Source organism: Pseudomonas sp. Ag1, assembly GCF_000278565.1.
Classification (GTDB): domain Bacteria; phylum Pseudomonadota; class Gammaproteobacteria; order Pseudomonadales; family Pseudomonadaceae; genus Aquipseudomonas.
In genome coordinates this window covers 107,845-133,963 of record NZ_AKVH01000108.1, presented here as the reverse complement: position 1 = coordinate 133,963, position 26,119 = coordinate 107,845, and the positions used below count along the sequence as shown (strand labels likewise).

At 59.9% G+C, this 26,119-nt stretch carries 24 protein-coding genes; 11 read left to right on the top strand and 13 right to left on the bottom strand.

Features of this window, described 5'->3' with window-relative positions; translation table 11 throughout:
* The first annotated feature begins 373 nt into the window (after positions 1-373).
* The 6 genes from A462_RS07935 to A462_RS07960 all read left to right on the top strand — a co-directional run bounded on the left by A462_RS07935 (position 374) and on the right by A462_RS07960 (position 6,215).
* Complete coding sequence (locus A462_RS07935) at positions 374-952, top strand: fimbrial protein (RefSeq protein ID WP_003218890.1); 579 nt, start codon at positions 374-376, stop codon at positions 950-952.
* Between the two features lie 67 nt (positions 953-1,019).
* Positions 1,020-1,715 (top strand): fimbrial biogenesis chaperone, encoded by a 696-nt coding sequence (locus A462_RS07940; RefSeq protein WP_003218892.1) that lies wholly within the window; start codon positions 1,020-1,022, stop codon positions 1,713-1,715.
* 41 nt (positions 1,716-1,756) lie between these two features.
* Positions 1,757-4,333, top strand: coding sequence for a fimbria/pilus outer membrane usher protein (locus A462_RS07945; protein ID WP_008437639.1), 2,577 nt, complete (start codon positions 1,757-1,759; stop codon positions 4,331-4,333).
* Between the two features lie 274 nt (positions 4,334-4,607).
* Positions 4,608-5,246 (top strand): fimbrial protein, encoded by a 639-nt coding sequence (locus tag A462_RS07950; protein WP_238544256.1) that lies wholly within the window; start codon positions 4,608-4,610, stop codon positions 5,244-5,246.
* A 10-nt stretch (positions 5,247-5,256) separates the two neighbouring features.
* Positions 5,257-5,724 carry a fimbrial protein gene (locus tag A462_RS07955; protein WP_003218898.1) on the top strand — a complete coding sequence of 156 codons (468 nt, stop codon included), beginning with the start codon at positions 5,257-5,259 and terminating at the stop codon, positions 5,722-5,724.
* Complete coding sequence (locus A462_RS07960; protein ID WP_003218900.1) at positions 5,721-6,215, top strand: fimbrial protein; 495 nt, start codon at positions 5,721-5,723, stop codon at positions 6,213-6,215. Before A462_RS07955 ends, A462_RS07960 begins: the two co-directional genes overlap by 4 nt.
* Here A462_RS07960 and A462_RS07965 read toward each other — a convergent pair whose 3' ends face one another.
* The 4 genes from A462_RS07965 to A462_RS07980 all read right to left on the bottom strand — a co-directional run bounded on the left by A462_RS07965 (position 6,216) and on the right by A462_RS07980 (position 13,917).
* Entirely contained in the window at positions 6,216-6,863 is a 648-nt protein-coding gene (locus A462_RS07965; RefSeq protein ID WP_017477281.1) for a response regulator, read from the bottom strand.
* A gap of 28 nt (positions 6,864-6,891) precedes the next feature.
* The gene (locus A462_RS07970) at positions 6,892-9,789 is read right to left on the bottom strand and encodes an ATP-binding protein (protein WP_008437636.1); all 2,898 of its coding nucleotides are present in this window, start codon (positions 9,787-9,789) and stop codon (positions 6,892-6,894) included.
* 124 nt (positions 9,790-9,913) lie between these two features.
* Positions 9,914-11,113 (bottom strand): EAL domain-containing response regulator, encoded by a 1,200-nt coding sequence (locus A462_RS07975; protein ID WP_008437635.1) that lies wholly within the window; start codon positions 11,111-11,113, stop codon positions 9,914-9,916.
* Positions 11,110-13,917 carry an ATP-binding protein gene (locus tag A462_RS07980; RefSeq protein ID WP_008437634.1) on the bottom strand — a complete coding sequence of 936 codons (2,808 nt, stop codon included), beginning with the start codon at positions 13,915-13,917 and terminating at the stop codon, positions 11,110-11,112. Before A462_RS07980 ends, A462_RS07975 begins: the two co-directional genes overlap by 4 nt.
* A 170-nt stretch (positions 13,918-14,087) precedes the next feature.
* Here A462_RS07980 and A462_RS07985 point away from each other — a divergent pair, with 170 nt between their 5' ends.
* The gene (locus A462_RS07985) at positions 14,088-15,275 is read left to right on the top strand and encodes an MFS transporter (RefSeq protein WP_003218910.1); all 1,188 of its coding nucleotides are present in this window, start codon (positions 14,088-14,090) and stop codon (positions 15,273-15,275) included.
* 87 nt (positions 15,276-15,362) lie between these two features.
* Here the strand turns inward: A462_RS07985 and A462_RS07990 are convergent, their stop codons facing one another.
* The 4 genes from A462_RS07990 to A462_RS34340 all read right to left on the bottom strand — a co-directional run bounded on the left by A462_RS07990 (position 15,363) and on the right by A462_RS34340 (position 18,035).
* Entirely contained in the window at positions 15,363-15,584 is a 222-nt protein-coding gene (locus tag A462_RS07990; protein WP_008437632.1) for a hypothetical protein, read from the bottom strand.
* A gap of 145 nt (positions 15,585-15,729) precedes the next feature.
* Positions 15,730-16,095: a DUF6124 family protein gene (locus tag A462_RS07995; RefSeq protein WP_008437630.1), complete on the bottom strand. Its 366-nt coding sequence runs from the start codon at positions 16,093-16,095 to the stop codon at positions 15,730-15,732.
* Between the two features lie 514 nt (positions 16,096-16,609).
* Positions 16,610-17,020 (bottom strand): hypothetical protein, encoded by a 411-nt coding sequence (locus A462_RS08000; protein ID WP_008437628.1) that lies wholly within the window; start codon positions 17,018-17,020, stop codon positions 16,610-16,612.
* 85 nt (positions 17,021-17,105) lie between these two features.
* Complete coding sequence (locus A462_RS34340) at positions 17,106-18,035, bottom strand: hypothetical protein (RefSeq protein ID WP_157222852.1); 930 nt, start codon at positions 18,033-18,035, stop codon at positions 17,106-17,108.
* A gap of 190 nt (positions 18,036-18,225) precedes the next feature.
* On the opposite strand from A462_RS34340, the gene dusA reads away from it, so the two are divergent.
* Together dusA and tal are read left to right on the top strand one after the other, a co-directional pair.
* A complete protein-coding gene (gene dusA / locus A462_RS08015) occupies positions 18,226-19,221 on the top strand; it encodes a tRNA dihydrouridine(20/20a) synthase DusA (RefSeq protein ID WP_008437620.1) in 996 nt (331 codons plus the stop codon).
* A gap of 302 nt (positions 19,222-19,523) precedes the next feature.
* Complete coding sequence (tal, locus tag A462_RS08020; RefSeq protein WP_008437618.1) at positions 19,524-20,450, top strand: transaldolase; 927 nt, start codon at positions 19,524-19,526, stop codon at positions 20,448-20,450.
* Between the two features lie 200 nt (positions 20,451-20,650).
* Here the strand turns inward: tal and rssC are convergent, their stop codons facing one another.
* The 3 genes from rssC to A462_RS08035 form a co-directional block, all read right to left on the bottom strand.
* A complete protein-coding gene (gene rssC, locus A462_RS08025) occupies positions 20,651-21,133 on the bottom strand; it encodes an anti-sigma factor antagonist RssC (RefSeq protein WP_003218919.1) in 483 nt (160 codons plus the stop codon).
* Positions 21,133-22,314, bottom strand: a complete 1,182-nt coding sequence (gene rssB, locus A462_RS08030) for a two-component system response regulator RssB (RefSeq protein WP_003218921.1) — start codon at positions 22,312-22,314, stop codon at positions 21,133-21,135. The genes rssC and rssB overlap by 1 nt, the downstream gene beginning before the upstream one ends.
* 346 nt (positions 22,315-22,660) lie before the next feature.
* Entirely contained in the window at positions 22,661-23,350 is a 690-nt protein-coding gene (locus A462_RS08035; RefSeq protein ID WP_008437615.1) for an MlaA family lipoprotein, read from the bottom strand.
* A 195-nt stretch (positions 23,351-23,545) separates the two neighbouring features.
* Between A462_RS08035 and A462_RS08040 the strand changes: the two genes are divergently transcribed.
* Positions 23,546-24,157 carry a hypothetical protein gene (locus A462_RS08040; RefSeq protein ID WP_008437613.1) on the top strand — a complete coding sequence of 204 codons (612 nt, stop codon included), beginning with the start codon at positions 23,546-23,548 and terminating at the stop codon, positions 24,155-24,157.
* A gap of 110 nt (positions 24,158-24,267) precedes the next feature.
* Positions 24,268-24,534: a DUF4404 family protein gene (locus A462_RS08045; protein ID WP_008437612.1), complete on the top strand. Its 267-nt coding sequence runs from the start codon at positions 24,268-24,270 to the stop codon at positions 24,532-24,534.
* 126 nt (positions 24,535-24,660) lie between these two features.
* Here the strand turns inward: A462_RS08045 and queF are convergent, their stop codons facing one another.
* Positions 24,661-25,491 carry an NADPH-dependent 7-cyano-7-deazaguanine reductase QueF gene (gene queF / locus A462_RS08050; RefSeq protein ID WP_008437611.1) on the bottom strand — a complete coding sequence of 277 codons (831 nt, stop codon included), beginning with the start codon at positions 25,489-25,491 and terminating at the stop codon, positions 24,661-24,663.
* 57 nt (positions 25,492-25,548) lie between these two features.
* Positions 25,549-26,073 carry a copper-resistant cuproprotein CopI gene (gene copI, locus A462_RS08055; protein ID WP_003218934.1) on the bottom strand — a complete coding sequence of 175 codons (525 nt, stop codon included), beginning with the start codon at positions 26,071-26,073 and terminating at the stop codon, positions 25,549-25,551.
* Positions 26,074-26,119: the final 46 nt, after the last annotated feature.

Here is a 26,119-nt window from a genome sequence, read left to right as displayed (position 1 = left end):
CGCTGCGCCAGGCAACGCACCGCGGGGTGTGCACATTCATTCGGGGACCGCAGGGTGGGCACACAAGGCCGACGTATCGACCTCACTTTTATGTCCCTTCTGCGCTGACTTCTTATCATTATTGGCTTCAGCTACCTGGGCGCCAGCTAACCACCGGGACGTATACGGGTGTACGTACTCGATAGAGGCTAGACCAAGATGGCGCGCAGAATATCACGCTCGGCGCCTTATATGGACTCAGCGGTCGGGCGGCCATCAGTTCGCCAGTTTTTAAGATTCGTCTCATGTGCCTCTAAAACACAGCATTGCACTATGGATTGGCTTACCTGACGGGTAGGCAGACAACCTTCCTTCTCTTAAAAGAGGCACTGCAATGCTGAACAAACTGAGCCAACTCACCCTCGCCTGCGGCGCTTGCTGGTTGCTGGCCGGCACCGCTCAGGCGGCGGACGGGCAGATCGAATTCACCGGTTCCGTCACCGATAACGCCTGCACCATCACCACCGGCGACGTGAACAAGTCGGTGACTCTGGACCCGGTGCGCATCGCTGACTTCGCGCCCACCGTGGGTTCGGTGCTCACCGATAAAGCCAAGCCGTTTTCCATCAGCCTGGACAACTGCAGCACCGCGACCCGTAAAAACGTCGCGATCACCTTCAGCGGCCAGCAAGACGCCAGCGACCCGACATTACTGGGCCTGACCGGTGAAAACCAGGTGCGCGGCATCGCGATCCAGATCACCGACTCCCGTAACGGCAACAAACTGCCACTGAACACGCCGACCGCCGATTACGACCTGCGTGCACAGTCCAATACCTTCGACTTTACCGCTGCCTACGTGCGCACCGTCGCCGACACCACCACCGGTGAAGGCGACGACGCGGTGACCACCTCCGGCATCAGCACCGGTCAGGTGCACGCGCTGGCCAGCTTCGACGTTACCTACAAGTAATTGCTCGTCAACACCGTGGGCCAGGCGTTCGCGCGCCGGCCCGCGGGCTTCCGGAGGTCCCCCTGTCATGCGTTTGAAAGTCTATCTTCTGCTCGCCCTGCTGCCGCTCTGGCACAGCGCCGCCAACGCCGCCGTCACCGTCGGCGCCACGCGACTGATCTACGACGGCGCTTCCAACGAAGCCAACCTGAGCGTCAGCAACCGCGACGACACCTCGCCTTACCTCGTGCAGTCCTGGGTCAGCCACTTCGGCAGTGGCAACGAGGAAAGCGTCGATAACTTTATCGTCACGCCGCCGCTGTTCCGGCTGGATGCCGACAAGGAAAACATCCTGCGCATCATTTTTACCGGTGGCCCAGAAGTGCCCCAGGACCGCGAAAGCCTGTTCCTGATGAACGTCAAGGCAATCCCGGCCATGAGCGACGATCAAAAAGGCAAGAACGTGCTGCAGATCGCGCTCAAGACCACGATCAAACTGTTCTACCGCCCGGCCGGCCTCAAAGGTTCGCTCAAGGACGCGGTGGCGCAAGTGAACTGGAAGGCCCAAGCGGGTGCATTGGCCGTCAATAACGCCTCCAAGCTGCACGTGGTGGTCAGCGAACTGAAGCTCAACGGCCTGCCGATCACCCAGGCGCCGGATGTGCTGCGCCCAGGCGAAGCGCGTGAGCTGCCGATCCAGGCAAAGGCCGGCGATGAAGTGCAACTGAGCTACATCGATGACTACGGCAGCATCGTGACCGCCCCCGTCATCCGCATTCACTGATACCCACGCGACAACCCCGGAACGCCTTTTCAGGAACGACCATGCTCCGTTCATTCCCATTCATGCGCCGTCGGGCCGTGAAGGCTTTCGGCTGCCCGCTCGTGGCCGCCGCCGCCTTGCACCTGGCCCCCGCACACGCCGGCTACGAGTTCGATGCGTCGTTTCTCGAAATCGGCGGCGGGCAGAGTTCGGCCGCTGTGAAACAACAGGTCAGCGCCATGAGCGACGGCCAGTTGCCGGGGATTTACCGGGTGGATATCCAGCTCAACCAGCGCTCGATCGAACAGCGTGATGTGCGTTTCATCCGCGCCACCGGCACCCAGGAACGCTCGAGCACCGGCCTGTTCCCCTGCCTGGATGTCGAGTTCTTCCGCGCCCAGGGCGTGGCCGACACGGCCCTGCAAAACCGCACCGACGCCGACCCCACCTGCATTGCGTTCGATCAGGGCCTGGCCGGCGTGAGCTACGACTACGACTTCAACCGCCAGATCCTGTCGATTGAAATCCCACAGGCCTACCTGGGCAGCATCCCTTTTGAAGTGCGCCGTCGGCAATGGAGTAACGGCGAACAGGTGGCCTTCACCAACTACAGCTTCACCGGCAGCACCGTGGAGTCCGATACCGGCCGCCGCCAGGACCAGTTCGGCAGCCTGAGGAGCGGCGTGAATGCCGGGGCCTGGCGCCTGCGCAATTTTTCGACCTGGCAAAAAGGCAGCACCACGCCCGGGCGCTGGGAGTCGCTGGAAACCTACGCCCAGCGCGACATGGGCAATATGATGGCGATCGCCACCCTGGGCGATTCCACCACCGAAGGCGACCTGTTTGACGCGATCCCCTATCGCGGGCTGGGCATCGCCTCTGATCTGGACATGCTGCCCGACCAGGCCCGCGAATTCGCCCCTGTGATTCGCGGCATTGCCAATGGCCGCTCGCGGGTGATCATCCGCCAGCGCGGCTATGTGATCCATGAGCAATGGGTGCCGTCGGGGCCGTTCGCCTTGACCGACCTGTACCCCACCGCCAGCAATGGCGACATCGAAGTCACCGTGGAAGGCCCGGACGGCCAGCGCCAGGTCTACACCCAGTCGTTCTCGTCGGTGCCCTACATGCTGCGCGAAGGCCAGCAAAGCTATTCGGTATTCGCCGGCCAATACCGCCCGGCGCAATCGTCCTTTGTGCAGCAAACCCCAACATTTATCCAGGCCTCCCTACGACGCGGTTTGAGCGGCAGCACCACGCTGTTTGGCGGCAGCCTGCTGAGTAATCAATACAACGCCGGCCTGCTGGGTTTTGCCCACGACTTTGCCGGCTTTGGCGCGATCTCGGTGGACGTGACCCACGCCCGCAGCGACGCCGTGGGCCGGGAGAAAACCACGTCCAGCGGCCAGTCGTTTCGCTTTCGCTATTCCAAGTCCCTGGCGGCCACCGACACCAACTTCAGCCTGATCGGCTACCGCTACTCCACCGGCGGCTACTACTCGTTCAACGAAGCGCTGAACAGCCGCAGCACCGAGCAAACCCTGGACACGTACCGCAGCGGCCACATGAAAAGCAACTTCACCGCCAACGTGTCGCAGCAATTGGGCGGCTACGGCGGGGTCTATGCCAACGTGTCGAAAACCGCCTACTGGGACAAGAGCAAGGCCGACACCTCGATCCAATTGGGATACAGCGCGAGCGTCGGGGACATTTCCTACTCCCTTGGGCTGGGCCTGAACAAAGGCGCCAACAGCGACGACCGCAGCCTGTCCCTGAGCATCAGCATGCCCCTGGGCGGCACGCGCAGCCAGCGCGTTACGGCCAACATGAACCAGAGCGCGCGGGGCTCGGCATCACGCACCGCGACCCTGAGCGGCAACGCGTTCGAGGACGATACGCTGGCCTACAGCGCGGGTGTGTCGCAGCAAGTCAGCGGCGCGCAACGCCAGACCGGCGGCACCTTCGCCGCGCAATACGACGCGCCCAACGCGATTGTGCGCGGTGCCTATAACGAGACCACCGGCAGCCGCCAACTGGACATGGGCGTCGAAGGTTCGGTGGTGGCGTATGGCAGCAACCTTATGTTCAGCCAGCCATTGGGCGAAACCAATGTGATCGTCGCCACACCGGGCGCCGCCGACGTGGGCATCAGCAACAAGCGCGGTGTGCGCACCAACAGCAATGGCTACACCGTGGTGCCACAGGCCCTGCCCTATCGCAAAAACCGCGTGTCGCTGGACACCCAGTCAATGCCGTCTGACGTCGACATCGCCGAGCCGGTGCAGGAAGTCACGCCAAACCGTGGTGCCTTTGTGCTGGCGGACTTCGACACCCGGCGCGGACAACGCATCCTGTTTCGCATCAGCGACACGCAGGGCGAAGCAGCGCCGTTTGCCGCCCGCGCCGAACTGTTCGCGCCGGACGGCCGTGCCTTGGGCAACACCCTGGTAGCCGACAAAGGCCGCGCGTTCCTGACCGGCGTGCCGCCCGAGGCGCGGTTGTTGGTCAGCGTCGACGGCCAGCCGTGGTGCAGCCGCGAATTGAAGCTGGACGAAACAGAGCCTGCCGAGGGCGGCATCACCCAAATGAATATTCAATGTGAGCGCGCGGCCGGTGGGTCGGGTGCCAAGGATTCCTGACATGATCGTTAAAGCAACACATAAGGTACGTGGACGGCTGATGCTTGCGCTGTTGTGCGCAGTATTGAGCTGCCTGTCACAACAGGCGCACGCGTTGGTCGAAGGGAATCTCAACTGCACAGTGCCGGGTTTTCCGAGCGGCGGTTACACTTTTACGCCCGGTCAGGCGATCAGAATCGTCTACGAGGGTACGTGCACCGTTCGCCGTGCATTCCCCTATTCCGCCGGCTTAAATTCGCAAGTCAATTACCTGAGCGGCCCGGATCAAGCCCCGTTGAGATTGACCGACCCGTATCACAACATCTACTTATCCAATCTGCCCATCGGCCAATACAGTAACAATTGCCTGGGTGGCTATTGCCGGCCTCTGCCCCTGAATACCGTGGTGCCTTACCGCTACATTCTGGTGGGCACTGCGCCCCGAACAGCAGGTACACGATTTGTAGCTGTAGCGCTGGGCGTGACCTCGCAAAACTGGCTGGGTTATGGCGAGTGGTTCATGCAAACACTATTTCAATACACCGTCGTTCCACCGGCGTGCAGCCTGAGTTCACCCGGCAGCGTCGACCTGCGCTTTGGCTCCATCAGTAACGCCGACCTCAGCAACCAGATGCAATCGACCACTGTGTCGATCAACTGCAAGTCCGCGATGCGCGCCAACGTCTACCTGCTGCCCAACCAGGCGGTAGTCAACGCCACCACCGGCGTGACACGCACCTCGCTGGCAGGTTTGAACATGCAGGCGCTGTGGACCGACACCCTGAACCCGGTGAACTTCACTACCCCGCGCTTTATGCAGTTACGCGTGGGCAGCAATGACGTAAACCTGAGCTTCAAGCCACAACTGGCGGCCGGGCAATCACCGACGGGTGCGTTTCAGAGCCAATACACGCTGAACATCGACTATCAATGAGGGCCTTGCCATGAAAACTCCACTGCTCGCCCTGATGCTGCTCAGCAGCACCGCTCACGCTGCCGACGTGGTGAATATCACCGTCAGCGGCACCCTCACCCGCCCACCGTGCGTATTGAGTACCGGCACAACCCTGACCGCCGCATTTGGCGACGTGCGTACTGACCAGGTGGCGACCACCGGCACTGTGGAAGTGCCGGTGCGCTTGAAGTGCTCGTCGGGTTCTTCGCTAAATGTCAGCTTCACGTCCAATAACGGCACCTACACCTCCACCGTGGCCAAGACCACGGCGGATAACCTCGGTGTGTCGTTGCTGTGGGCGGACAACACGGCGGCAAACCTCAATGGCACCGTCAAGAAATACACCAACCTCAGCGGCGACGTGGATATCAGCCTCAAGGCGCAACTGGTCGAACGCGGCACGCTGGCGCCGGGCGCGTTCACCTCGTCGATGGTCATGACCCTCAATTACCTATGAAAGCGCTCGCCTGGATGCTGCTGGCCGTAGCCAGCACCGCCCTTGCGCAAGCGGCGGAAGAAGCGCAGATCGACGTCAGCGGCAAGCTGACCGCACCGCCGTGCACCGCAAGGTTTCCGAGTACGCAACAGGTGGACCTGGGCAAGGTCAACCTCAACCAGTTGGCCGACGGCAGCACCGTCGCCACCGATGTGCCGCTGGTCTTCGACTGTCAGGCGGGCGCTCAGGTCGAGCTGAGTTTGTCGGCGGGCATGGCCCGGGCCCTCACCGTCAGCCCGGTGCTGCTCACCAATCTCCCATCCCTGGGGTTGCAGGTGCAATTGCGTGACAAGACCGACAAGCCGGGGATCGGCCTGGGCCAAACCGGCACCTGGCCGGTAGAAGACGAACCGTTGGCGCTGACCCTGCGCGTCAAGCCCGTGTCCCTGGGCGAGCTGCCCGAGGCGGGTAGCTACAAAGCCACCCTGTTGATGCAGATGACGTACCGCTGATTACTGAAACTGCCGGGCTTCGATGCAATAGGTCAGCAGCGCCTGGTCACTGTCCACCTCCAGCTTGCGCATGGCCGAAATCTTCTGCGCGCTGACGGTCTTGTTGCTGCGGCTCAACTGCCGCGCGATATCGCTCACGCTCATGCCCGTCACGAATAAACGCAGCACTTCCATCTCCCGTGGCGACAGGCTCTGGAAGCGCGCCTGCACCTGGGTCACATTGGCCAAGACCGAAGTCGCGGCGGGCTCCGGTGCGCGGTAACTGCGCTGGGCACTGATCGCGCCGAGGGCCTTTTCGATCTCGCCGTGCAGGTGGTTCTTCTGGATCACCCCGGCCACACCCAACTCCTGCAAGCGGGTGAGAATCAGGCTGTTGGAAATCATGGTCAGCACCAGCACCTGGGTCGCGGGAAAGTGACGCAGGATGTACTCGATCAGCTTCAACCCATCGCCATAGGTGTCGTCACCCGGCATGTTGAAATCGGTGATCAGGACTTGCGGCCGGTGCTTGCGCAACTGCTCGATCAGTTGACTGGAACTGACCGCCTCGCCCACCAGGCTGTAGCGTGAATCACGCTGCACAATTTCGCGCACGCCCACCAGTACGATCGGGTGGTCATCGGCGATCACAACGTTCATTTCTCGCATTCTTTATCTTCCTTGTAATGGGCTTTCATCAAGTTTGCGACTCTGCCAGCAAGCACTGCGCAACCGCTGTAAGCCGTGCGCACACGCCTCGAATCTGCGTGGTGGCGTATGTATCCAGCGGTGCGTCGTACAGGGTGTTCTCCCATGCCTGACAAGCGCTGGACAGTTCCCCGGCACGCACACTGGCCAGCGCGCCGTTGAGGCTGTGCAAACGCTCACGTACGAGGGTGGCATCGCCGGCCGTCAGGCCTTGTTCGATCTGCTGCACATCCACCAGCAACGTGTCGGCCATCAGTTGGCGCATGGCCGGGGAAAGCTCGATCCAGCCTTCGCGGTCCCGGTCCACCTGCACCACCGGCAAGGCCGTGGCCCGCCGGCAGTGCGCCATTAATGCCTGGCGCAGCATGCTCAGGCTCAGCGGTTTGACCACCCACGCGTTCATGCCCACCGCCAGGCAACGCTCGCCCTCCTCGCGCAGGGCATTGGCGGTGACGCCGATGATCGGCACCTGGACGCCTTGTTCACGCAACGCGCGGGCCAGGTCGTAGCCGTTGAGGCGCGGCATATTGATGTCGGTGATCACCAGGTCGAACGGCTGTGAACCCCAGATTTGCAGCGCATGCTCGCCGTCACGCGCTACGGTGGGGTGGGCGCCAAGGGCCTCGAGCTGTTCTTGCAGCACGGCCTGGCTGACCGGGTTGTCTTCGGCGACCAGCACGCGCACGTTCAGGCACGGTGCGTCCAGGCACGGCGGCATCGACGGTTGTTCCGCAGAGGGCAGGGTTTCCTGAAGCACCGGCAAGGTGATGAACAGCGAAAAACTGCTGCCCAACCCTGGCTCGCTGACCACGCGCATGCTGCCGCCCATCAACTCACTCAAGCGCGAGCAGATAGACAGGCCCAGGCCGGCGCCATTGCCGTCCTGGTCGCCCGCTACCTGATAAAACGGCTTGAACAACTGGTCCAGCGCCTTTTCCGGAATGCCCACGCCGGTGTCAGTGACCTGCCATTGCAGGGTCACTTTATCGTCAAGTAGTTGCTGCACCATCAGGCGCAAACGCACGCGCCCGGAGTCGGTGAACTTGATCGCGTTGCCCAGCAGGTTATGCAGGACCTGCCGGATGCGGCCAGCATCGCCAAGCAGTTGCGGCGGTAGCAGCGGGTCGATCTCGGCATCGATCTGCAAGCCTTTATTGCGCGCGGTCGCGCTGAACGCCAACACCGATTCCGCCACCAACTGGCCCGGGCTGAACGGCGCCGCTTCCACGGCCATTTGCCCGGATTCGATTTTCGATACATCCAGTACGTTGCTGATCAACTGGAACAGCACAGTGGACGAACCCTGGATAATTTCCAGGTAGTGGCGCTGGCGCTCGCTCATGTCGGTCAGGGCCATCAGTTCCAGATTGCCGAGCACGCCGTACAGCGGGGTGCGGATTTCATGGCTCATGGTTGCCAGGAACACGGTTTTGGCCTCGTTGGCTTCGGTGGCTTCCTGGCGCGCCTGGGTCAGCAACTGGGCTTCGTCCACGTGTCGGGTGATGTCGTTGCAGCCGCAGAGGAACACGTCCTCACCTTCGTACCGCGCCGCCACCACCACGACCTGCAAGTACCGCCCCTCCACCGCCAGGCACATCTCGCCGGGGGTGTCCGGGCCATCGTTGGCCTTGAGCACGTCGAGCAGCGGTGCGGTGCCCTGCAATTGCAGCGCGCGCTGGTTTTCCAGGAGTAACTGGTGATCGCTGCGGCGCACTACGCACAATCCCACCGGGGCGTTGTGCAGCATGATGCGGTTGAATGCCTCGCTCTCGAACAGACGCTCCTGCGCGCGTTGCGCCGGGCTGACGATGCGGGTCTTGTACCAATGGTTGATCCACCAGCCCAGCAGCACGGCCGCCAGAAACGTCAGGCCAAGGCCCAGCAGCGGCCATTTGGCGTAGCGCAGGAAATCCTGATAGCTGATGGCGTACAGGCCGGTCCAGTGCTCGCCACCCTCGCTGAGCATCTTGAAGCGCAAACCCTGGCTGTTGAAGCTCAGGCCCAGGGGCGCCATGTGTTCATCGCCGAGGCTGCCGAGCAACACGTCGCCCTGGGGCGAGATCAGGGTGAACTGGTTGTAGACCGACAGTTGCAGTACTCGCTCGATTTCGTCGACCTGCGAGGTGTCCACCACCGCCGCCAGCGTGAGCAGGCCCTGAGGCTGATTGGCCGGCAATACGGCGGCAGGCGCGTCGAGGCCGATCATCGCGACCACGCTGCGGCTGTTCTGGTACAACTGCGGCGGCGCACGCATCCAGCGCACGCGGCTGTCGGTCAGCAGGAGGCTTTGGCTCTGTTGCAGTTGCTGCAAGCGGCTCACCACGTCGCGGTACTGCTCGCGCAACAATGGCTGGTGCTGGCGCAAGCCGCCCACGCCGGGCACGGCCAGGCTGGCGACGGCATTGGGGGTGAACACGAACAGCTGCGGCGAGGCGTAAAACGAGCTGGCCCAGTAGCCGCCGTAGTAGTCAGTCAGTTGCACGCCAAACGCCAGTGCCCGGCGCGTGTCATCCGCCGAGAACGTCTCGGCGTGGGACAAGGTGAAGGGTAGCGACATCGCAAACCCCTTGGCCTGCAACACCACCTGCCCGCCTTCGTGCTGCAACTCCACCACCGAGGTCGACTGCACGGCCGGCAGCGGCGGCGCGTTGCTGCGGCTGTAGCCACTGGCCACGTTGCGCAGGAACGCCTCGTGCTCATGGATGATCTCCACCACGCGGGCGAAGTGGAACTCGACCTTTTCCTGTTCAGCGTCGAGCAACCGCGACACCGCCCAATAGCAACTGCTGGACAGCAACAAGGCGAGCCCCGTGAGCAATAACAGGGCTTTGTTCAAGCGTTGAGAGCTTTGCGCCAGCTTGTCCAGGCGCAGACTTGCATGTTTCATCGTCAGTACCGCAGAAGCCTGAATCAGGATATGGGGCCTATGCTTGATCCCGGCATTGGCCAATAACGCCCGGCTGACCGGGCGACCCTTCCTTCGGGCTTCTTGACTGTGTGACCCTGGCCACTCACATAAGTGCTGGCGCAGGGCCATCCTCGATTAACAGGGCGCTGAATTTTTCCGCCGCCACGGCATGGGAGATCAGGAAACCCTGCACCTGATCGCAGCGGATACGCCGCAACACCGCCAGCTCCGCCTGGGTCTCGGCGCCCTCGGCGATGGTGGTCAGCCCGAGTTTGCGGCCCAGCTCGACAATGCTTTGCAAGGCCGACGCCAGGCTTTCGTTCTCGGCACAGCCATGCACCAGTGACCGGTCGATCTTGATCTCGTTGAACGGCGTCGACACCAGGTTGAAGTAGGAACTGAACCCCTTGCCGAAGTCATCCTGCGCCAACCCAAAGCCCATCATGCGCAAGCGACATGCTCCAGCGTAGTAGTTACTGGGCAGCCGTGTGGTGGAGCTTTCCATCAATTCGAAGGTAATTTGCCGGGGTTCGGCGTCGCGGCTTTGCACCTGGGCAAGCAGGCGGTCGACCAGGTCGCTCTGGTCGAGCAAATGCGTGGGCAGGTTGATCGACACCGGCAGCCGGTAACCGAGTTGCGCCCACTGGGCCTGGGCGATGAGGGTTTGGCCGAGAATGCAGGTGAGCAAGCGGGTTTCCAGGTCAAGGCGCTCGATGTCGTCAAGAAACGCGCCGGGCATCAATAACCCTTCCACCGGGTGCACCCAGCGTGCCAGGGCTTCGGCGCCCACGATGCGCCCGTCATGCAGGGATTTTTTCGGCTGGAACCACGCCTGGATTTCACCATTGGCCAAGGCGCGCTCAAGGTTCTCCCGGGCATGGCTGACACCCCGGTGGCAACACGGCGTGCGCGCCTGCTCGGCGAGTTTGTCGAGGCAATCGCGCAGGGTGCGCACCTCGCGTTCGCGCACCGGCTTGGAGATTAGCCCGGCGACGGTCAGGCCGAGGTTCCCGGCCACCTGCCCGGCGCCCACCAACATGCGCCGCGACGCCACGCTCATCAGCGCCAGCGCAGGCGGCGCGTGCATGCGGGCCAAGTGCTGGATCAGTTGCACACCGTCCATCCCCGGCATCATCAAGTCGCTGAGCAGCAGATCGTAGCGCTGTCGGGCCAGGCGTTGCAGCGCGGTGGCGCCATCCCAGACCACATCGACGTCAAACCCGCCGATGGCCTGGAAGACGTTGATCAAGTACTCATGCTGGAAAGGATGGTCTTCCACGATGAGTACGCGATAGGCGCTCAAAGCACCCTCCTCTGATAGCGATGCAGGCACTGGTAGAGGGCGCGCAGGGTGAACGGCTTGACCAGGCAATGATCCATGCCAGCGTTCAGGCAGCGCTCGGCTTCGTCGAGCATCGCGTTGGCGGTGGCCCCGATGATCGGCAGTGAGCAACCCAGGCGACGCAGTTGTTCGGTGAGTTCATAGCCGTTCATGCGTGGCATGTTGACGTCGGTGAGAATCATGTCGAACGCGGTATCACCCCACAATGACAGCGCTTCAATGCCGTCGCCGGCCAGCACCACGCTGCAGCCGAGCTCTTCCAACTGGTCGCGCAGGATCAACTGGTTGATCAGGTTGTCTTCGGCCACCAGCAGGCGCAGGTTGAGGCTGAACTCGGTGGGCTTCTCGCTGATCCTCGGCGACAACAACTCTTCGCTGCCCTGGGCGCGGCTGACCGCGCGGTTGAGCGCCTGCAGGTTGTTCAGGCCGATCTGCCAGGGATAAGCGCCATGCTCGTCGACCGCGGCCATCACCCGCGGCCCGGACCAATGCAGCAACTGGTCGGGCTCGGTCGGGCCGGGATACAGCTCGACCAATACCGCGCCGGGGTCGGCCTCGGCGGACTCCGGCGCACCGAGTTGCGCGCGCGCGCCCCAGCGACGCAACCAGCCGCCAACACTTTCCGCCAGCTCACGCACCGGCGACACCACATACACCCGCTCGCCGAGCAGCGGCTGCGCCCAGGGAGCCTGGTCGTCGTCGTTGACTTGCTCCAGCGGCAAGGTGAAGGAAAAGCTGCTGCCCAGGCCCGGTTCGCTGACCACCCGCAAGGTGCCGTTCATCAAGTGCATCAGGCGCTTGCAGATCGACAAGCCCAGGCCGCTGCCGGCGACCACATTCGCATTGCCGCTGACCTGGAAGAACGGCTCGAACAGGTACCGCTGGTCTTCCTCGGCGATGCCCTTGCCGGTGTCGACTATCTGCCACTGCAACATCGTGCGCTCGCCTTCACGGCTTTCCAGGCGCAGACGCAAGACAATCCGGCCGCTTTCGGTGAATTTCAGCGCGTTGTTCAGCAGGTTATTCAGGATCTGGCGGATGCGTGTGACATCCCCGCTCACGTGGTCGGGCAACTGCGGGTCGAGGCAGGCGAACAACTGCAGGCCCTTGCTTTGGGCGGCGCCTGCGTAGCCCTGGATCACTTCCTGCACCAACTCGATCGGTGAGAACGTGCTGAACTCTAGGGACAGTTGTCCCGCTTCGATTTTCGACACGTCCAGCACATCGCAGATCATTTGCAGCAAGTTCGCCGACGAGCCCTCGATGGCATTCAGGTAGCCACGCTGCTGGCTGTTAAGGTCGGTGCGCGCAAGCAATTCCAGGGTGCCCAGCACGCCATACAATGGCGTGCGGATTTCATGGCTCATGGTTGCCAGGAACAGGGTCTTGGCCTCATTCGCCGCGTCCGCCAGCGTGCGCGCCTGCTGCAGGGCCAACTCCACCTGCTTGCGTTCGGTGATGTCGCTGAAGGCGCAGATCAGCACCTCCTCACGCTGGTAACGGGTTGGCGCGAAACTCAGGTACAGGTGACGACCGTCGGCCATTTGCAGCTCGTCGGTGCTGCTTTGTTCCGACTCATCGAACGCGCGGCGAATCCAGCCGTGACACAGTTGCTGGCGCTCGTGGCCGTTGCCCAGCCATTGCCGGGACAGGGGGTTTTCCAGCACTACCTCGCCGTCGCTGCGGCGCAGCACGCACAAGGCCACTGGCGCGATGCGAATCACCGCACTGCTGAATGCCTCACTCTCCACCAGCGCTTCGATGCGATTGGCTGCCGGGATAATCAAACGCTGATCGATGCGCCGCACCAACCGCACCATCAACAAGCTGGCCGCTGCGCACAACAGCAGGCACAGCAGCAACGGCATGGCCAGGCTGGGCAACAGTGAACTCAGCTCCAGGCTGTAGACGATCTGCCACTGGGAGTAACCCAGGTGCTTGCGAATGGCCAAGCGATCCGGCAGCCAGCGGCTGCCTTCCCAACCAAAGCTGGCCGTGGCGTGATACTGGCGCAGCACCTGCGCAGCCGACGGTTGATGAGGCGTGCTGCTGAAAATCAGCTGCCCGGCGCCGTCAAGCAACATGAAGTCCCCGGCTTTTTCATGCTGCAGGGCGTTGATCAGGTCCGGGCCGTCCACCTCCAGCCCGAGCCAACCCGACGTGGGGCTACGGTCGTCGAGGCGGGTGAAGATGTATAGCGGTGAATCCAGGCGGCTCTGCTCAGTCAGCCACAACTCATCGCTGACCGAGACCTTGCCGGTGTCCACCGCCATCAACCGCTGCAATACCGGCTGCGGCACATTCTCCGGGGCCGCCCCAACGGTAAACAGGCGCTCCACCACCGGCTCGGCGCGCTGCGCGACGTAGATCAGGTTGACCTGGTTGACCTGCAGGTAATCAAGCAGGCGCCTAGTCAGCCAAAGGCTCCAGATATTGCCCGCCTCGCCCAAGGTGATGTGCAACTCTTCGGCCGGCACATTATTGAGGTTGCCCACGGGTGGCGTGACATGACGAACCGTCGACAGGCCGAGGCTTTTGAGCAGCGTCTGGCGGCTGACAAAAAAACTCTGCGCATCGGAAATCGCCTCATTCATATAACTGCGCCGTAGCGAAATTTCCTCATTCAACGCCGCACGCAAGTAGCTGTAGGCACCCACATACACGCCGAGCACCAATGCCAGGGCAAACAGCCGCAACAACTTGCGCGCGGCCTTGGGCGTCGAAAAAGAAGAGTCGAGTGGTTGCAGGAAATGTTTGAGCTTCATCGCCAAAAGAGTAAGCGTGGCGAGAGGGTAGTTGAATAAGACGGATCTCAAAGCCCCGCACTGCTTGCGCCGATGGAACTCTCGCGCAACACGCTGTTCTAGACACCTTCGTCGCTGCTTGCGTAGCATCGGCGGCTGTCCTTCGTGCACTTCATCAAACAGAGTTACCCATGACTATCCAGCAAACACCCGGGCACGTGCTGCCCGCGCGCAGCGCCGCCAAAATGGAAGCGGCCATGGCCGTGGGCGCCTTTGCGATCGGCACCGGCGAATTCGCCATCATGGGGCTGATGCCCGACATCGCCCACAACCTCAATCTCAGCGAACCGCAAGTGGGCCACGCCATCAGCGCCTACGCGCTGGGCGTGATGGTCGGCGCCCCGCTGCTGGCCATCCTCGGCGCCAAGTTGCTGCGCAAACACATGCTGCTATTGCTGATGGGCCTTTATGCCCTGGGCAACCTCGCCACGGCGTTTACCCCGACCTTCGGTTCGCTGGTGGCCTTCCGCTTTATCAGCGGCCTGCCCCACGGCGCCTACTTCGGCATCGCCGCCGTGGTCGCCTCCAGCATGGTGCCCAACGACAAACGCGCTGGCGCCGTCGCCCGCGTGATGATGGGCCTGACCCTGGCCATGCTGCTCGGCAACCCCATCGCGACCTTCCTCGGTCAACACTTTGGCTGGCGCTCGGCGTTCGCGCTGGTCAGTGCTATCGCCCTGTGCACCATCGCGCTGGTCTGGCAATTCGTACCGGATCGCCACGACGAACCCCGCAGCGACCCGCGCAAAGAACTGCGCGCCTTCACCAAACCGCAGGTGTGGATGGCGCTGTCCATTGGCGCTATTGGTTTTGCCGGGATGTTTTGCGTGTTCAGCTACCTGGCGCCGACCATGCTCGAAGTGACCAAAGTCTCGCCACAGTGGATCCCCTTCGGTCTGGCCGCGTTTGGCGTAGGCGGCATCATCGGCAACATCGCCGGCGGCAAACTGTTTGATCGCCTGCAATTTCGCGCAGTGGGCTGGATTATGGTGTGGTCGATGGCCGTGCTGATTTTCTTCACCTTCGCCGCGAGTTCGCTGTGGGGCGTACTGCTGGGTATTGGCCTGGTCGGCACCATGATCGCCATGGCCGCGCCGCTGCAAATCCGCTTGATGGACATTGCGCATGAGGCACCGAGCCTGGCGGCGGCGTCCAACCACGCGGCGTTCAACCTGGCGAATGCGCTGGGGCCGTGGTTCGGTGGGATGGCGATTACGGCGGGGTATGGGTGGACCAGCACGGGCTACATTGGCGCGGCTACGGCGCTGGTAGGCTTGGGTATCTACCTGATCGCCCGACGTATGAAAGGCGGTCACTAAAGCCCTCCCACGATCCAATGTGGGAGCGGGCTTGCTCGCGAAAGCGGTGGGTCAGTCACTGAGTAAATGACTGCCCCACCCGCTCACTCAGTCATCATGCATCAACCCCGAACCATACTCCCCGTAACTGCTCCCCAGCGCGTTGCCGCCAAAATTCATCTTGGCGGCCTTGCTGGGGCTGTGGTCGCCAAACGCCTGGCATCCCCCTGAAAAACACGGGTCGCTACTCACGTCCGACGACCCCGTCGAACAAGCGGCCAGCAGCAACGTGCCAGCGATCATCACGACTTTGACGAGATTGGAGATCATTTTTCAGTTCCCTTTGGGCTGGAGGCGTATAGGTCCACTCTTAAGGAGGATCGTAGACCTCAAAAGCGCAGGGAATTATGAAACTTCGCAGGATGACAGGATGGGTTCAGGTTGCCGCCTTGAGGTAAGGCGGCAGGGTTCGGCGTCAGGCGGTGGCCGTGCTGCCTAAAGGCGCGACTTGCTCCAAGGCTCGGTCAACGAGTAGACCACTCAGGTCGATTAGCTGCTGGATGCCCAGGACGATAGCGCGATGGGGTTCATCGAGGTCGAAAGCCAGGGTTGCAGCCATTTGGTTGGCGGATTCCAGGTTTTCGGCGGCGTTGGCTAGAAGGGTTTCGGTGTCTATGTTGGGGCTTACGAGGAATAGATTGCTGCTCGGTTGCTCAGCGGGTACGTCGTTATCGGATGACGGCAAGTAATGAGGGATAGCACGCTGAGCCGCAGCTTGAAGTTTGGCATCAGTGGGGGCAGCGTTTGAAGCATGAGGCGGGTTCGGTGTGACTTTGTACATGGCGAAGCTCCTTAACTATTCAGGAACTGCCAATCTCACTTCCACATGAGGGTGGCAGCTGTACGCAGGTGTGGAAGACCAGGGCTAAGGACCCGGCGCACCGAAGTGCCCCGCGCACAGCCGCCATGACACATGATACAGGCGTAAAAAAACGCCGGCAGGTGTTTATAGGCGATTGCGTCTTAGCTGGTACGGACTTCCACATCCGGCCGCTGGTTTGCCAGCGGTTTGAGGAGGTTAGCGATGCGATTTCTGAGGGGCAAGCTGAGAAAAGCGTGGGAAATTTCTCAAGGAATATTGGAGAGTCCCATGGTCTTCCACCGCATGATCACCGTGAAAGACGTCGTACAGATCCTCCAGTTTGAATAAACGGGACGGTTTTATTTAAAATTGAAACTAGATTATTAGGCGTCAAATAAATCTGTCCCGTTTACCCTGATAAACTGCACCCCATTCGCCTTGCGAACTTAGATCCCTCATACCGATACAAACCGCCCCCCTTTTCCCCAACACACTATTCTCCATACATAGACACTTCTGCCCGCAAACTATTTGCCGTAATAAATCCGGCCAACTGAACACATACGACGACAATAACACTCAGTAAACAAGCACCACGTACAGACTGCACGCCCCACATCCAATATGATGAAAATTTCAACCGTTGGATAAATTCCATTTCCCCAATAGCACCAGCAAAAAAAGCCACCACTAATAAGGCAACGACCAGAAGCACATTACCGATCACTTCGCCTTTTAAATCCGTCAATGCCTTAACAACCGACAAATACAATTCCAAGTTTTGCGCCTTTAATTTTTTTGGAACGTCCTTCATAACTCCTTCAACATAGTTAAAAAAAGCTAAAGACAAAGCACCAAACATTGCTCCCAAGACAAACAAGATCGCATTAATACTACCAAACATAGGGACAGCCTCTCCTTCCGTCCCCCACAACGACAGATAAGAAAGACCGAATGATATTAAAAAAACAATTATTAACCGAAGCATACTAACGCCTCAACAGACGACCTATAGCTAAATAAACTTCAGATACCATTAGGACATCGCTGCCAGCCCGTCCCGGTGCAGGTTGCCCAGTTTCAAGCTCTAGCTGCCCCTCATGCATCAAAACTTCATCCGAAGGAACTTCCAGATCAATTTTAACTATAGCAGATATACTTTTATGAACTTTTTTACCACCATTCTCACCCTCAGTAGTAACGCTCCACTTCCCTTCTCCCTCTTCAATATAGTCCAGATAGTCAACAAGTGGAGCCTCAGGGACTTTGAGATCACCATACTCATTACTGAGAGTAATTTTAACCTCCTCTTGACCAAACAACTTCTTCATAGCGGCGAGCGCATCACGCGCCTTGATATTTGTTTCCAGTATATTAGGAGAAATAAGTTCCAATTCAATCTCAAAAACCTTCTCATGTGAATTTACAACGTTCCAAAACTCACCTTTTACCGTTTTAGGCTCAATGAATATTGAATAATTATACTCTTCTAAAACGGCATTTTTTAAACCAGCATGAATGGCGTTGGCAATCTGTTCCTCCGTACCAAACCGCCAGTCATGCTGCACAAAAACATACTGCTCAACAGTATCAACAATTGTGATTACAGGAACCCAATCATCAGCATCATGGGGAACGATATCACCCGGGATTTTATCACCAACTTTAGTTATCTTGTGCTTAGCAGTTTTTCCGACCAAAAATCTTCCTTTAGGAAACTCACCTGCAACAGGCTCAACATAAGAAAATCCAACAAAACTATAACGAACCTTATTTTTAACAAACTCACGACCATCGTCTTGGAGGGCAGGAACTACAGCTGCCCCTTTGGGACTTGGGAGAGGCTTGGATACAAGCGTAGCCTGCTTGTTTTCGATGAGCATGTACCGCAACACCAAGAATGGCTTGATTCCTTTCACAAAAAAATCCCTGAAATTTCAATTTAAAATGCCAACCGTATACGGCAACGTACCTGTTTTACAAAGTGATCTCAATATGCAATCACGACACACCAACTCATCGTCACCTATACGATTGGCGAATCCAGGCAAGCTACACCCCGATCCTGCTAAACTCCTGTCCTCCGCCCCACCTGTTCAGATTTCCCTAATGCTCGTAAACACGGCCACCACAAAAATCCTTTCCCGCCGCTTTTCCGTCGCCCCGATGATGGACTGGACGGACAGACACTGCCGCTTCTTCCTGCGCCTGCTCTCCAAAAACTCCCTCCTCTACACCGAGATGGTCACCACCGGCGCAATCCTCCATGGCGACCACGAACGCTTCCTGCGCCATAACGAGGCCGAGCATCCACTCGCCCTGCAGTTGGGCGGTAGCGTCCCTGCCGACCTGGCCGCCTGCGCCCGCATGGCCCAGGACGCCGGTTACGACGAGGTGAACCTCAACGTCGGCTGCCCCAGCGACCGGGTGCAAAACAACATGATCGGCGCGATCTTGATGGCCCACCCGGCCTTGGTGGCGGATTGCGTTAAGGCAATGCAGGACGCCGTCTCGATCCCGGTAACGGTTAAGCACCGCATCGGCATCAACGGCCGGGACAGTTACGCCGAGCTGTGCGATTTCGTTGGCCAGGTGAAGGACGCGGGCTGCACCAGTTTTACCGTGCATGCGCGAATCGCCATTCTGGAAGGGCTGTCACCGAAGGAAAATCGGGACATCCCGCCCTTGCGCTACGACGTTGCCGCCCAGTTGAAGCAGGATTTCCCTGAACTGGAGATCATCCTCAACGGCGGCATCAAGACCCTCGAACAGTGCCAGGAGCATTTGCAGACCTTCGACGGCGTGATGCTGGGCCGCGAGGCTTATCACAATCCGTATTTGCTGGCCGAGGTGGATCAGCAGCTGTTTGGCAGCACGGCACCAGTGATCACCCGCGCCGAGGCGTTGGCGCAGTTGCGTCCTTATATAGCCGAACACCTGGCGACAGGTGGCTCGATGCATCACATCACGCGCCACGCACTGGGGCTGGGGACGGGTTTCCCGGGGGCGCGGAAGTTTCGGCAGTTGTTGTCAGTGGATATTCATAAGGCCAGTGATCCGCTGGCGTTGCTGGATAAGGCCGGGGAGTTGTTGGAGGGGCGGTGATTTGGGTGTCAGTGGGTTTATTGGGTGGCTGACACGACGCCTTCGCGAGCAAGCCCGCTCCCACATTTGGAGGGGGGGATGTCAGGAAGATGGGGCAAGGCTGCTCCCACCGTTTGATCGGGTGGTCATCGGGCAGTTGGGTTGAACCTGCTGGCTGTTTTGGCCTCCTATTGAGCATTGGCCGGTGATTCAAACGGCTGTTTTCAGGTTGTTGCCCTCGCAAACGATCGAATGCATTTGCGCCCTTGAGCGGCTGTCAGCGCTCGGGTAATGTCATCAGACCCACAGGACAGAGCACGCCCATGACTTCCAAGCTGGAACAACTCAAGCAATTCACCACTGTAGTAGCCGATACCGGCGATTTTTCTACCCTCGCCAAGCTCAAGCCGCAAGACGCCACTACCAACCCTTCCCTGCTGCTCAAGGCCGCGTCGATCCCAGGCTATGCCAAGCTGCTGGACGAGGCTGTTGCCGACTGCAACGGCGATGTAGGCCTGGCCAGCGACCGTTTCGCGGTAGCCGTCGGCCAGGAAATCCTGAAAGTGGTGCCCGGCCGCATTTCCACCGAGGTGGATGCCCGCTTGTCGTTCGATACCGACGCGGTACTCAAGCGCGCCCATCGCCTGATCGACCTGTACGACAAGGCCGGCATTGGCCGTGACCGCGTGCTGATCAAGATCGCTTCCACCTGGGAAGGCATCCGCGCCGCCGAGCAGCTGGAAAAGGAAGGCATCCAGACCAACCTGACGCTGCTGTTCTCCTTCGCCCAGGCCGTGGCTTGCGCCGAAGCCGGCGTGTTCCTGATTTCGCCGTTCGTGGGCCGTATCTACGACTGGTACAAGAAGGCCAACGGCAACGACTACACCGGCTCCGAAGATCCGGGCGTGCAGTCGGTGACGCGCATCTACAACTACTACAAGGCCAATGGCTACAAGACCGTGGTGATGGGTGCAAGCTTCCGTAACCTGAGCCAGATCGAAGAGCTGGCTGGTTGCGACCGCCTGACCATCAGCCCGGACCTGCTGGAAAAACTCGCAGCCGACAACGGCAAGCTGGAACGCAAATTGTCGCCAGGCCATGCGGGCGAAGCTCGTGTGCACCTGACCGAAGCGCAGTTCCGTTGGGAATCCAACGAAGATGCAATGGCCACCGAGAAACTGGCCGAGGGCATTCGTCAGTTCGCCCGCGACCAGGAAAAACTCGAAGCGCTGTTGACCGCCAAGCTCTAAAAACGGCGGCGACAAAAAGGGCGGCACCTGTGAGGGTGCCGCCCTTTTTTTGTATTAGCCGATTTCGAGCCGAACTCAGTTAAAAATGTGGGAGGGGGCTTGCTCCCGAATACAGGGCGTCAGTCGCTACATTCACTACTGACCCGCCGCTTTCGGGAGCAAGCCCCCCCCCCACACTTTGACAGTGTTTCAGCTGGAAATTAGTGCCGCTCCAGCGCATTCACCAGGTCGTGGAACGCCTCGCGGTTGGAGTCGTTCAAGCCCATCAGGATCTTGTGGGCTTCCAGTACCTTGACCCGTACCACTTCCTCGGACTGGTCCTGGGACGGCAGGTCGGTCAGGCATTCCGGGCACGGGATCGGGCGGTCAACGATGTTGAACACTTGATCGAAGCCCATGGACTGCAACAGACGGGTGATGTCTTCGTGGGTGGTGACGACGGTCGGCAGCAGTCCGACCTTCTGCCGAGACAGAATGGACAACTTGGCCAACAGCCCAAGGGTGGTGCTATCGATGCTGCGGGTTTCGGTCAGATCGATCACGATCGCCGAGAAATTCAAGGCTGTGAAGATCCGCTCAATCGTCGCATCCAGCGCCGAACACAAGGTCAGGCGCACTTCACCGACAAACTTCAGGACAAAAGTCCCGTCTTGCTCGGCGAATTGGATTCTTCCGGTACTCATCAAAGATTCCTGCTCAACACCAATAGGGCGATATCATCCGGCATCTCCCCTAGCGTGGCCAATCCAAAAACCTGCCGCAGGCCATCCAGGCTGCCGCCCGCCGACCTGACCCGTTGGGGCAAGGCGGCTTCTTTCTCTTTGAGTGTAGGCTCTGGCAAAAGGTCCAGGATACCGTCGGACATCAGCGTCAGGCTGAACGTCGGCGGCAATTCCAGGATGTGGTCTTCGTAGGTGGCTTCATTGAACAAGCCAACCGGCAAACCACGCCCTTCCAGGTAGCGCACACTGTCTGGAGTGTATAAAACCGGCAATGGCAGGTGACCGCCAATGCTGTAGGTCAAAAGACCTGTTTCTTCATCAATCACGCCGCCGACCATCGTCACGTGCTTGCCCAGCTTGCAGCTGATCAGGCCCCGGTTAATGTGGCCCAGCACTTGCGAAGGGGTGAACTCCGGCAAGGTGCCATTGCGCTTGGACTCGAACAACAGCCGTGTAGTCATGAACTTCAACAACACGGTCACGAATGCAGAGGAGGCGCCGTGGCCGGAAACGTCGGCCAGGTAGAACGCGACACGCCGCTCATCAACGCGGAAGTAGTCGACGAAATCACCCGACAGGTACAGCGACGGGATGATCTGGTGGGCAAACTTGAACTCGTCGATGCTCCACGGGCTCACCGGCAGCATGTTCATCTGCACCTGGCGACCGGCGTTCTGGTCTTCCTGGAGCAGGTTCAGGCTGGCTTCGAGTTCGCGGTTGGCGGTTTCGAGCTTTTCACGGTAACGCTGGTTTTCCAGCAGCAGCCGTGCACGATCCAGGGCACGACGCACCGAGTGCTCCAGCACAGCCAGGTCTTCCAGGGGCTTGATCAGGTAGTCGGCAGCGCCGAGGCGCAAGGCCTCGACGGCATCGTTCATCACGCCGGCACCGGACACGACAATCACCGGCGTCTGCGGGGCGATGTCGGTCACCTGGCGGATCAGCTCAAGGCCGCCCACCTGGGGCATGCGCAGGTCGCAGATCACAAGGTCGGGCTTGTCGCGCTCGAATACCTGGAGACCCTGGAGGCCGTTGCTGGCCTGCAGGACGCTGAAGCCACTGTCTTCCAAATAGGCCGCAAGACTCGCGCGCACTACTTCGTCGTCATCGATTATCAGCAGCGTGGCACTGGTTTTCTGCATGTGGGCAAACGGCGCCAGAATTAGGTTGGCGTAGGCAGCTCGACAATGGCCGGGCTTACTACTGGATTCGCTTTCTAGCCTCTCTGTCCTACAAAACGCCGAGTTATTGCCGACGCACAAAGGTAAAGCAGAGGTGCCCTTCTAAGGCGCAGACGGTACTCCCATCCGCCAGGGGTTTCAAGCTCACGGCGATGGTCGCCGGGCGTCTTTACATCGCAAATCACCAGTAGTTATAAGAACGCATCAAACCGCGACTTAAAGTAAGCACGTAACCCACGGATAAACCTCGAATGCCGCCCACAAAAAAGGCGACCCGAGGGCCGCCTTCTTCTTTCAAGCCTGGGGCTTAAAAGTCGTCTACAACCTTGCCATCCTTGACCTTGAACTCGCGGTTCTGCAAGTAGGCGTTGCGGATGAAGGTGTATTTGTCGCCGCTGATCAGCTTCTCGGAGGACAGCAGGCTGGCACGCGTGTCGACGATATTCAGGCCGAAGGTGCTGTTGCGCCAGCCGATATCGTTCATGTAGCGGTACGGCTGGGTGTAGCTGTCCACGTATTTGGACGGCGCGTCACGCAGGGTGCTTGGGCCCAGCAGTGGCAGCATCACGTAAGGACCGCTGTCGACGCCCCAGTAGCCGAGAGTCTGGCCGAAGTCTTCGTCGTTGCGTTGCAGCCCCATTTTGGTGCCGACATCAACGAAACCCAGCACGCCGAACGTGGTGTTCATCAGCAAGCGGGCAGTGTCGACGCCTGCAGCGTGGGGCTTGAGTTGCAGCACGTCGTTGGCAAAGTTGCCGACGTCGCCGATGTTGCGGAAGAAGTTGTGGATCCCGTCCTGCACGAACTGCGGGGTCACGAACTGATAGCCTTGAGCCAATGGCTTGAGGGCATAGGTATCAACGGTATCGTTGAAGGTGAAGATCGGGCGGTTGACGCTTTCCCATGGATCATCTTCCGAGGCCGCCTGGGCTACGAAAGGAACCAGCAAAATACTCGCACATACGGACAGCTGAGCTAGACATTGGCTCCAGCGCATAGCTTGAACTCCTTGAATGGTCTGTCATGGGCGCTATGCCCTGAATGAGGCCGTCAGTATATGACGGAAGTGTCAGATTAGGCAGCCTTGCAGAAATGTCATTCAGCAAATGCACAAAATTCCTACAATTGCTGCGGGTGTAACTTGCTTGTCACCCAAGTCCGGTAGCGTCACTGCTATTTCAGGGACGTCGAAATGCCACACGCCGAGATTGTTAGTGCCAGCACCCCGTCCTTGACGGCCGTACTGTTCGGGCTTAGTGGCTGCCTGGTGGACTTTGGTTCCCAGGCCCGCGCCGATTCCGCGCCTTCCAGCGATACCCATGCCACTGTCGGCGCCCTGAAGATCCTGCGCAGCCTCGAAGAACAGCGCGTCCCTTGTGCATGGCTGGACGAGTTGCCGGCGTCGGTTTCCACACCGCTGGCCGCCGGGCTACCCCGCTGGATCAAGGCTGCCAAGCCCTCCTCCACCCGCTGGCCGGCGCCTCACGCCTGCTGGCAGGCCCTGATGGAACTGAATATCGAACGCCTGGAAGGCTGCGTCCTGGTCAGCGGCGAGCCACGCCTGCTGCAATCGGGGCTCAATGCCGGGCTGTGGACCATCGGCCTGGCGTCCTGTGGCTCACTGTGCGGGCTTTCGCCGCAGCAATGGCAAGCACTCACCGAGAAGGAACGCGAGCATAAGCGCGCCAAAGCCACTGTCGCGCTCTATGGCCTGGGCGTGCATTCGGTGATTGACCACCTGGGCGAACTGCAGACCTGCCTGGCCGACATCAGTCTGCGCCAGCTTAAGGGCGAGAAGCCCTGATCGAGATCATGCACAGTCGGCGCCAGTGGATTAATCTACAGGTCAGCCCATAGACCTTTCCCGGCGTGCCGCGGTCTATGCCAGTGCCTATCGATAAAAGGAAGAACGCCATGCCTGCCCGCGAACAACTGCAAGAACAGGTCAAAATTTTGCGCGAGCAATTGGATCAGAATCCAGAAATGCCCCTCGAACAGCGCGAAGAGCTGCGAGACTTGATTGCTGAACTGGAAGTTCAGGAGCCACTGGAAGGTGCCATTCAGGATCCAAGCATCGCCGACGGTGTGAACCTGGCCGTAGAACGCTTCGAACTGGAGCACCCGGGCATTGCCGGGACCTTGCGCAATATTGTGGTGACCCTGGGTAACATCGGGATCTAATAGTCGGACACCTATCAAATGTGGGAGCGGTCTTGCTCGCGAATGCGGTCCGTCAGCTGATACATAAGCTGGCTGATACACCGCTTTCGCGAGCAAGCCCGCTCCCACATTTGTTTTGTGTGAAGTCTACTGACGAGCCAGGCGCAGGTTCTGGAACTGCTGCTCTTCAGTACTGCGATACGGGTTGATATCCAGCCCGCCGCGCCGCACATAGCGCGCATACACCGTCAGTTTCTCCGGCTTGAGCAAGCGCTGCAGGTCGAGAAAGATCCGCTCCACGCACTGTTCATGGAAGTCCGAATGCTGGCGGAAGCTCACCAGGTATTCCAGCAGGCTGGCATGATCCAGCGCCGCGCCGCGGTACTCCACCGCCACACTGCCCCAGTCAGGCTGGCTGGTCACCGGGCAGTTGGACTTGAGCAGATGACTGTGGACGCTCTCCTCCACCACGCGCGAATCGTCGCAACGCAGCAGTTCCGGGCGCGGGTGCTCGTAGTTGCTGACGGTAATGTCCAGGTCATCAATGCACACACCCGGCAACGCGACCACGCCTTCGGCTTCAACCTCGCCCAGGCTGCGGATGCGCACGCCAACGGGCTTGCCGGCCGCTGCACTCAGGTCGGCGCGCAACGTCGCTTCAAGGCTTTGCACATCGGCAAACGCGGTTTGGTTCAGCGAGTTGAGGTACAACTTGAACGACTTCGACTCGATGATGTTCGGCGAGTCGGCCGGGATACTGAATTCACCGATGGCCACCACGGGTTTGCCGGATGGCAGCAGCCAGGACAGTTCGAAGCAGTTCCAGAAATCCACGCCTTTATACGGCAGGGTCTCGGCACTCAGGCCCAGCTCGGCCCACTTGGCGGCGCGAGGAATCGGGAACAGCAACGACGGGGTGTAGGTGGAGATGTATTCACTGGACTTGCCCAGCGGCGAATGTTCGGCTGCGGGATGCATGGCGGAAACCTGGCTAAATAAACGCCGCCATTCTACCCGCCTTTGCCCGTCAATGGCTTACTGGCTGACGGTCAGCTTGCCGACCATGCCCGCCTGGTAATGCCCCGGAATGTTGCAGGCAAACTCCAAGCCGGTGGCCTTGGTGAAGGTCCAGGTCAGCTCGGCGGTCTTGCCGGGCTCTACCAACACGCTGTTGGGGTCGTCGTGTTTCATGCCTGCCATATCACCATGCCCCATCGCACTGTGGTCCATTTTGCCCATGCCGGTCGCCGTCAGCATGCCGCTGGCCTGCATCTGCAGCATCTCTTTCTGATGCGCTGCGTGCATGGCGGCATCGCCAAGGTTGAATTCATGAAGCAACTGGCCTTTGTTGACCAGCACAAAGCGCACAGTCTCACCGGCTTTTACATCAATAGCCTTGGGCGAAAAGGAAATGTCCTGCAGCACCACTTCCACGGTGCGCGTGGCCTTGGCGGCGGGCGCGGCCTCACCGAAGGCGAAGGTTTCAGCCGGGGATGCCAGCACCGGAAGACTCATCGCCATCAGGCAGCCCGCCAACAACCAGGATTTACGTAAAAACATGCTCACACTCCAAAGGTTCGGAATCAGTCTGTGGGACACTTTACGA

Excerpts from the sequence above, each read along its gene's own strand:
- A462_RS07935 (WP_003218890.1), top strand. The coding sequence starts at position 374 with ATGCTGAACAAACTGAGCCAACTCACCCTCGCCTGCGGCGCTTGCTGG.
- A462_RS07940 (WP_003218892.1), top strand. The coding sequence starts at position 1,020 with ATGCGTTTGAAAGTCTATCTTCTGCTCGCCCTGCTGCCGCTCTGGCAC.
- A462_RS07945 (WP_008437639.1), top strand. The coding sequence starts at position 1,757 with ATGCTCCGTTCATTCCCATTCATGCGCCGTCGGGCCGTGAAGGCTTTC.
- A462_RS07955 (WP_003218898.1), top strand. The coding sequence starts at position 5,257 with ATGAAAACTCCACTGCTCGCCCTGATGCTGCTCAGCAGCACCGCTCAC.
- A462_RS07960 (WP_003218900.1), top strand. The coding sequence starts at position 5,721 with ATGAAAGCGCTCGCCTGGATGCTGCTGGCCGTAGCCAGCACCGCCCTT.
- A462_RS07965 (WP_017477281.1), bottom strand. The coding sequence starts at position 6,863 with ATGCGAGAAATGAACGTTGTGATCGCCGATGACCACCCGATCGTACTG.
- A462_RS07970 (WP_008437636.1), bottom strand. The coding sequence starts at position 9,789 with ATGAAACATGCAAGTCTGCGCCTGGACAAGCTGGCGCAAAGCTCTCAA.
- A462_RS07980 (WP_008437634.1), bottom strand. The coding sequence starts at position 13,917 with ATGAAGCTCAAACATTTCCTGCAACCACTCGACTCTTCTTTTTCGACG.
- A462_RS07985 (WP_003218910.1), top strand. The coding sequence starts at position 14,088 with ATGACTATCCAGCAAACACCCGGGCACGTGCTGCCCGCGCGCAGCGCC.
- A462_RS07990 (WP_008437632.1), bottom strand. The coding sequence starts at position 15,584 with ATGATCTCCAATCTCGTCAAAGTCGTGATGATCGCTGGCACGTTGCTG.
- A462_RS07995 (WP_008437630.1), bottom strand. The coding sequence starts at position 16,095 with ATGTACAAAGTCACACCGAACCCGCCTCATGCTTCAAACGCTGCCCCC.
- A462_RS08000 (WP_008437628.1), bottom strand. The coding sequence starts at position 17,020 with ATGTTTGGTAGTATTAATGCGATCTTGTTTGTCTTGGGAGCAATGTTT.
- dusA (WP_008437620.1), top strand. The coding sequence starts at position 18,226 with ATGCTCGTAAACACGGCCACCACAAAAATCCTTTCCCGCCGCTTTTCC.
- tal (WP_008437618.1), top strand. The coding sequence starts at position 19,524 with ATGACTTCCAAGCTGGAACAACTCAAGCAATTCACCACTGTAGTAGCC.
- rssC (WP_003218919.1), bottom strand. The coding sequence starts at position 21,133 with ATGAGTACCGGAAGAATCCAATTCGCCGAGCAAGACGGGACTTTTGTC.
- rssB (WP_003218921.1), bottom strand. The coding sequence starts at position 22,314 with ATGCAGAAAACCAGTGCCACGCTGCTGATAATCGATGACGACGAAGTA.
- A462_RS08035 (WP_008437615.1), bottom strand. The coding sequence starts at position 23,350 with ATGCGCTGGAGCCAATGTCTAGCTCAGCTGTCCGTATGTGCGAGTATT.
- A462_RS08040 (WP_008437613.1), top strand. The coding sequence starts at position 23,546 with ATGCCACACGCCGAGATTGTTAGTGCCAGCACCCCGTCCTTGACGGCC.
- A462_RS08045 (WP_008437612.1), top strand. The coding sequence starts at position 24,268 with ATGCCTGCCCGCGAACAACTGCAAGAACAGGTCAAAATTTTGCGCGAG.
- queF (WP_008437611.1), bottom strand. The coding sequence starts at position 25,491 with ATGCATCCCGCAGCCGAACATTCGCCGCTGGGCAAGTCCAGTGAATAC.
- copI (WP_003218934.1), bottom strand. The coding sequence starts at position 26,073 with ATGTTTTTACGTAAATCCTGGTTGTTGGCGGGCTGCCTGATGGCGATG.